9 protein-coding genes, 1 tRNA gene and 1 pseudogene are annotated in these 6,012 nt (G+C 63.2%); all 11 read left to right on the top strand.

Going from position 1 to position 6,012, the window contains the following annotated elements; all coding sequences use genetic code 11:
- Nucleotides 1-167, top strand: a 167-nt coding sequence (locus GXP34_00285) for an elongation factor Tu (GenBank protein ID NOY54412.1), incomplete at its 5' end; no start/stop codon positions are given.
- 76 nt (nucleotides 168-243) lie between these two features.
- Complete coding sequence (gene rpmG / locus GXP34_00280; protein ID NOY54411.1) at nucleotides 244-405, top strand: 50S ribosomal protein L33; 162 nt, start codon at nucleotides 244-246, stop codon at nucleotides 403-405.
- Nucleotides 406-520: 115 nt separating this feature from the next.
- Entirely contained in the window at nucleotides 521-1,366 is an 846-nt protein-coding gene (locus GXP34_00275) for a hypothetical protein (protein NOY54410.1), read from the top strand.
- Nucleotides 1,363-1,926 (top strand): sigma-70 family RNA polymerase sigma factor, encoded by a 564-nt coding sequence (locus GXP34_00270; protein ID NOY54409.1) that lies wholly within the window; start codon nucleotides 1,363-1,365, stop codon nucleotides 1,924-1,926. The genes GXP34_00275 and GXP34_00270 overlap by 4 nt, the downstream gene beginning before the upstream one ends.
- A 26-nt stretch (nucleotides 1,927-1,952) precedes the next feature.
- Entirely contained in the window at nucleotides 1,953-2,258 is a 306-nt protein-coding gene (locus GXP34_00265) for a hypothetical protein (protein NOY54408.1), read from the top strand.
- A 58-nt stretch (nucleotides 2,259-2,316) separates the two neighbouring features.
- A tRNA-Trp gene (locus tag GXP34_00260) sits at nucleotides 2,317-2,392 on the top strand.
- A gap of 15 nt (nucleotides 2,393-2,407) precedes the next feature.
- Complete coding sequence (secE, locus tag GXP34_00255) at nucleotides 2,408-2,710, top strand: preprotein translocase subunit SecE (GenBank protein ID NOY54407.1); 303 nt, start codon at nucleotides 2,408-2,410, stop codon at nucleotides 2,708-2,710.
- Between the two features lie 41 nt (nucleotides 2,711-2,751).
- The gene (nusG, locus tag GXP34_00250; protein NOY54406.1) at nucleotides 2,752-3,288 is read left to right on the top strand and encodes a transcription termination/antitermination protein NusG; all 537 of its coding nucleotides are present in this window, start codon (nucleotides 2,752-2,754) and stop codon (nucleotides 3,286-3,288) included.
- A 99-nt stretch (nucleotides 3,289-3,387) separates the two neighbouring features.
- Nucleotides 3,388-3,816, top strand: coding sequence for a 50S ribosomal protein L11 (gene rplK, locus GXP34_00245; protein NOY54405.1), 429 nt, complete (start codon nucleotides 3,388-3,390; stop codon nucleotides 3,814-3,816).
- 99 nt (nucleotides 3,817-3,915) lie between these two features.
- Nucleotides 3,916-4,632 carry a 50S ribosomal protein L1 gene (rplA, locus tag GXP34_00240; GenBank protein ID NOY54404.1) on the top strand — a complete coding sequence of 239 codons (717 nt, stop codon included), beginning with the start codon at nucleotides 3,916-3,918 and terminating at the stop codon, nucleotides 4,630-4,632.
- A gap of 699 nt (nucleotides 4,633-5,331) precedes the next feature.
- A pseudogene (gene rplJ, locus GXP34_00235) lies at nucleotides 5,332-5,847 on the top strand (50S ribosomal protein L10).
- Nucleotides 5,848-6,012: the final 165 nt, after the last annotated feature.

The raw sequence follows: 6,012 nt of genomic DNA, 5'->3' as shown, positions 1-6,012 counted from the left end.
GGTCGGTGACGTTGCCTGCGGGGACCGAGATGGTGATGCCTGGTGATAATACGGAGATGACGGTCGAGTTGATTACACCGATCGCGATGGACGAGGGTCAGAAGTTCGCGATTCGTGAGGGTGGCCGTACCGTCGGTGCCGGCACCGTCATCAACGTCATCAAATAGCCACAACCGGATCGGCAGCATTGCGTATTACACACTTCGCATTGCGCACGAAGAGAAGTAAAGCGAGTAGAGAACCATGGCATCTGACAAGCGTCCGCCAATCACATTGGCCTGCACCGAGTGCAAGCGACGCAACTACGTAACAACCAAGAACAAGCGCAACACGAAAGAACGGCTGGAGCTCAAGAAGTACTGTGCATGGTGTCGACAGCACACCGCCCACAGAGAGACTCGCTGAGCCGACGCGGGCTGTCGCTCCGTAGTAACGTGGCTTCGCTTGCGGGTGGAGAGAAGGGGTTCCTCGGTCGGGGTGGGCCTACGTCCACCCCGACGCCGCGTCCAACGGAGCCGACATGAGCCTCGACGAACTGACAGGTTGCCGCTACGGCCCGGTCCAGGTGCAGATCCACGCTGGACAGGTGGGCGCGTACGTGGAGGCCACCGGAGACGACCCCGACCGTTGGCGCTGTTTCGCTCCGCCCTCGTTCGCCGGGGCCTTGCTCTTCGCCGTCGCCCCCGCGTTCCTCGCCGATCCGATCGTGGTGGGTGAGGTCCGATCCGTCCTGCATGGAGAGCAGACGTTCACCTGGCACCGTCCCCTGCAGATCGGCCGACCATTGTCGGTGACGGGCACCGTCGAGCGGGTCCGTTCCCGCGGCGGGGCGGCGTTCATCACGTTCGGGTTGGAGGTCGTCGGCGCAGAGCCGATCATGGCGGGACGGTCGACGTTCGTTGCGTCCACCGAGACGGCACCGACAGGTAGCGATGTCGATGAGCCGGACGTCGCCGAACGCGGGCGGAACGAACGTGCCTCTGCTCTCGAGTTTCCATCGGTGGGTGCGCACATCGAGCCGCTCGCCAAGTCCGCGAGCCGCGCCGACCTCGTCCGGTACGCGGGAGCGTCTCACGACTGGAACCCCATACATTGGGATCATGCCAGTGCCGTCGCCGCCGGTCTGGAAGGCGTCATCGTGCACGGCCTGCTGTCTGCAGCGTGGGTGACACAGGCGGTGGCACGCTACGTGCCGGGAGAGCGCCCGATTGCCGACGCGCGGTTTCGGTTTCGTGCTCCGCTACGGCCGAACGTCGAGACGCGGGTCGTCGGCGAGGTCATCGACGGTGCTCCCGGTCGATTTCGGGTGGCCCTGCAATCGGAGACGGCGACGCACCTGACGGCCGACGTGACGGTAACGCGATGACGAACCCGGGGGTCGAACGCAGTGAGATCGATGCACTGGTCAACCGTGCCCGCGCCGGAGACTCGGAGGCGTTCGAACGGTTGGTGGAACTGCATCAACACGAAGTGTTCAGCTTGGCGCTCAGATTGGTGGGAAACCGAGAGATGGCGGCAGATGTGGCACAGGAAGCGATGATCAGGGCGTGGCGGGCCCTCCCACGGTTCCGCGGTGACGCCGCGTTCTCCACCTGGATCCACCGCATCACCGTCAATACGGCATGGACGTTACGGACCCGTTCCAAGCGCCGGTCGGCCGGGTCGCTCGACGAGGCCGGTGATGTGGCAGACCCGGGCTGGCTCACTCCCGAACGAGCAGGCGAGAGCGCCGTGTTGCGCATGGCGTTGCAGAGTGCGCTCGCTCGCTTGCCCGAGGTGCATCGCAAGCTCGTCGTCCTCAAGGACGTTGAAGGCTGGACCCACGGGGAGATTGCCGAGGTGCTCGGTATCACCGTGACGGCCGCAAAGGTGCGGCTCCATCGTGCCCACGTCAAGTTGCGTGAGTACTTGCGGGAAGAGCTATGAGCTGGTTGCGATGCCGGAAGGTGCGCATGTTGCTACCCGGACACATTCTCGGCAACGTGCCACTCGGTGAAGCCGACCAGGCACATGTCGACCACTGTCTCGTCTGCCAGGCGGACGTCGCGGGGTATCGGACCGTTCGCAGGGCCCTCCTCGAATTCAAGAGCGAGACCGTGTCTGCCCCCCGGTGGTTCGTCACCAGAGTCATGTCCGTGCTCGACCGTCCCGTCTCCGCCACGGCCAAACCTTCGAGGGCTCGGGTCGCCGTCGCCTTCTTGGTTGCCGGTGCTGCTGTGGCAATATGGGGCCGACGCCGGCTGCGGCCGGCGAGCTGACCGGGGTTTTACAGCCTCAATCGGGTGAACGTATAATCGTCATCCGTCCCGAACCCCTAGGGGTGTAGCTCGAAGTTGGTTAGAGCGCCGGTCTCCAAAACCGGAGGTTGGGGGTTCGAGTCCCTCCACCCCTGCCGAGAGGTAAGAAGATGAACCGAGAGATGCGCCGGCTCCAAGACCGTGAGGACCGGCGACTGAAACAAAAGAGGAAGAAGCAGCAGCAGCGTAAGCGGCGTCCCCAGCGCGGGAACGAGCAGCTTTCACTGATGCAACGCCTGCAACGGTTCATCCGTGAGGTTCGGGCCGAGCTCAAGAGAGTATCTTGGCCGAGCCGAGAGGAGCTCATCGCGTTTACGACGGTAACGGTCATCACCTCGACTGCATTGACGATCTACATTTTCGCTCTGGACTTCTTCTTCAAAGATGGCGTCCTCTTCTTCCTGGGGATCTGATGACCGAAACCGTCGAAGAACGACCCGTCAGCCCATACGACCTGCCAGGCGACTGGTACGTCGTGCACTCCTACTCCGGGTACGAGAACAAGGTCAAGGCCAACCTCGAGTCGCGGGCACGCTCGATGCACATCGAAGACAGGATCTTTGAGGTCGTCATTCCGATGGAGGACGTCGTCGAGTTCAAGGGTGGGCGCAAGGTGACCGTCCCGAAGAAGGTCTTCCCCGGATACCTCCTCGTGCGGATGTATCTCGATGACGACTCGTGGTACGCCGTGCGCAACACTCCGGGTGTGACCGGCTTCGTCGGCTCCGGCGTGAAACCGACACCGCTGTCACGGCGCGAAGTCGAACGGTTCCTGGGCGTGCAGGATATCGAACCCAAGAAGAAGGCACCTCGCTTCAAGCCGGCATGGGAGATCGGGGAGACGGTGCGTGTGGTCACCGGACCGTTCGCCGATTTCAACGGTGTCATCGAAGACATGGACGTCGATCAGCAGAAGGTCACCGTCCTTGTGAATATCTTTGGTCGCGACACCCCTGTCGAGTTGGGGTTCGGCGACATCCAGAAGCAGTAGGAAAGTCGGCTTCCAGCCTCCAGTAGCCGGTAAGAGGGTTGTGCGCTGGTGGCCGTTGGCCGGGACCGAAGACCGAGAACCGAAGACTGAGGACATGAAATGGCACGAAAGAAACTGGCCGCGATTCTGAAACTGCAGATCCCCGCCGGACAGGCAACTCCCGCTCCACCGGTCGGCCCCGCGCTGGGTCAGCACGGCGTGAACATCATGGACTTCGTTCGCGCGTACAACGCTGCAACGGAGAGCCAGACGGGAACCATTGTCCCTGTCGAGATTTCGATCTACGAAGATCGCACGTTCACGTTTGTGACGAAGACGCCGCCGGCGGCGGTCCTCCTGCGTCAGGCGGCACGTGTCGAGAAGGGCTCGGCGACGCCGCAATCGGAGAAAGTGGGCAGTGTGACCCGTGAGCAGATTCGTCAGATCGCCGAGACGAAGATGCCGGACCTGAATGCGGTGGATATCGAAGGGGCGATGAAGATCATCGAGGGCACGGCGCGTTCGATGGGAATAACGGTGGATGCCTGAGCAAGGCTCGGACGTCCGGACCAGGTACCGGGCACTCGGTACAAAACGGAGATGGGAGGCTCGTCGGAGAGCGGGCCGTTTGAACCACGGAGGTGAACAATGCCGAAACACGGCAAGAATTACTCGCAAGCCGCGCTGCGGTACGACATCCACACGGCGTACTCGCCGGAAGAAGCAATCGAACTGGTCAAGATGTTCGCCTACGCGAAGTTCGACGAGACCGTCGAAGTGGCGTACCGACTTGGGATCGATCCGAGGAAGGCCGACCAGTTGGTGCGCGGCACCGTCAGCCTGCCGCACGGAACCGGCAAGACGGTTCGGGTCGCAGTCTTTGCCGATGGCGACAAGGCCCGTGAGGCCGAAGCCGCCGGTGCGGACATCGTCGGCGGCAAGGAACTCGCCGCAGAGATTCAGGCAGGTCGGGCGCTCGATTTCGACGTGGTGATCGCCACTCCCTCCATGATGGCCGAGGTTGGCAAACTCGGCCGGGTACTCGGCCCTCGTGGGCTCATGCCGAACCCCAAGGCCGGGACCGTCACCATCGATGTCGAGAAGGCGGTGCGAGACTTCAAAGGTGGAAAGATCGAGTACCGCAACGATCGCTACGGCAACATACATGCTCCCATCGGGAAGGTCTCGTTCGATGTTCAGAAGCTCCTCGAAAACCTCGCTGCCCTGACCTCCGAGATCGTTCGTGCAAGGCCCGCATCCACCAAGGGTCGATTCCTTCGCAACATGAGCTTGTCCTCGACGATGGGGCCAGGCGTCAAGGTGGATGTCGGGGCCGTCGACGACCTGATCGCTCTGGTGCACTAGGAACTCGCTGGGCGATGAATGGCACGTGCCTCGGAGGGCCGACAGCCGCTACACCCGCCCCGAGGTCTTGCTTCGATGCGAGGTCGCGGTACGAAGTACCAGGAAAGGCACCTTGAAGGCCCGGGCTCTGCCCGGGCCTTCAAGGATATCGGGGTCTCCGAACGGAGAGACGCCGGCTCCATGCGGGGAGCCTGGGCGACGGCGATGGGCGGCCGCCTCTCCCGAAGCCTCTCAACGGCGAGTGCAGGGTAGGGGCTGCACATTCGGCCGGAGCGACCCCGGTTGCCCTTTGTCTACGTCTTCTCCTGCGGCGCCTTGCGCCTGAACGGAGACCCCGAAGCTGTCCGCCATGAGTGTCGCACAGCCGAGGGGCGATGTCCAGAGGCCAGTTGGCCAGTTTGCAGTAGTTGACGCGGTGTCGTCTTGCCGGGAACGTCTCGGCGACTGGCGACTGGCGACTGGCGACTGGCGACTGGCGACTGGCGACTGGCGACTGGCGACTGGCGACGTCGGGTCGTGGCCGAATGGCCGGCTGTGTCATGAGACTGCTATCGTGCCGGCCACAACTCCTATCACCTCGACCGAAGACCGTTGGCGCTCGCAGAGCTCAAATGGGGAAATCCCCCGGCCCACGCAGGTTCCGCTCACAGTGGCTCCTGTCGTAATTCGGCGAGGAGCCTTACTTATAGAGGAGGAGCAATGCCAAGACCTGACAAGGTCCAGGCAGTTGAAGAGATCCGACAGCGGCTGACCGAAGCGAGGGCGACATTCGTCACCGAGTACCGCGGTCTGACGGTTGCCGAGCAGCAGACCCTTCGGGCCGCTTTGCGGCAAGCCGATGGCGAGTACAAGGTGGTCAAGATGTCCTTGGCCCGACTGGCCGCCGATGCAGAAGGCCTGGAGGGACTCCACGATGTCCTTGCCGGTCCGACGGCGCTGGCGTTTGCCGCCAACGATCCGGTCCCGGTCGCGAAGGCACTTCGTGATTTCGCGAAGGAGCACGAGCGGCTGATCATCAAGGGCGGCATCTTGGCCGGAGAGATCCTCCTGCCGGAGAAGATCGCCAGACTTGCCGACATCGAGCCGCGCGACGTCCTGCTTGGCAGGGTGGCCGGTGCGTTCGAGGCACCCATGGTGAAACTCGCCGGGTTGTTGCAGGCCCTGCCGCGCAACGCGGCGTCGATGCTCTCACAACTGCTCGAGAAGAAAGAAGCATCCGGGGATTCCCCGGTTGAAGGAGCAGCTTCCGAGGTCGAGGAGGCCCCTGTGGCTGAGGAGGCCCCTGTGGTCGAGGAGGCCCCTGTGGTCGAGGAGGCCCCTGTGGTCGAGGAGGCCCCTGTGGTCGAGGAGGCCCCTGTGGTCGAGGAGGCCCCTGTGGTC

The sequence above is a fragment of the Actinomycetota bacterium genome, from assembly GCA_013152275.1.
Taxonomy (GTDB): domain Bacteria; phylum Actinomycetota; class Acidimicrobiia; order Spongiisociales; family UBA4744; genus BMS3Bbin01.
Note: the sequence above shows the minus strand (reverse complement) of the source record. Positions and strands in the feature narration are given on the sequence as shown.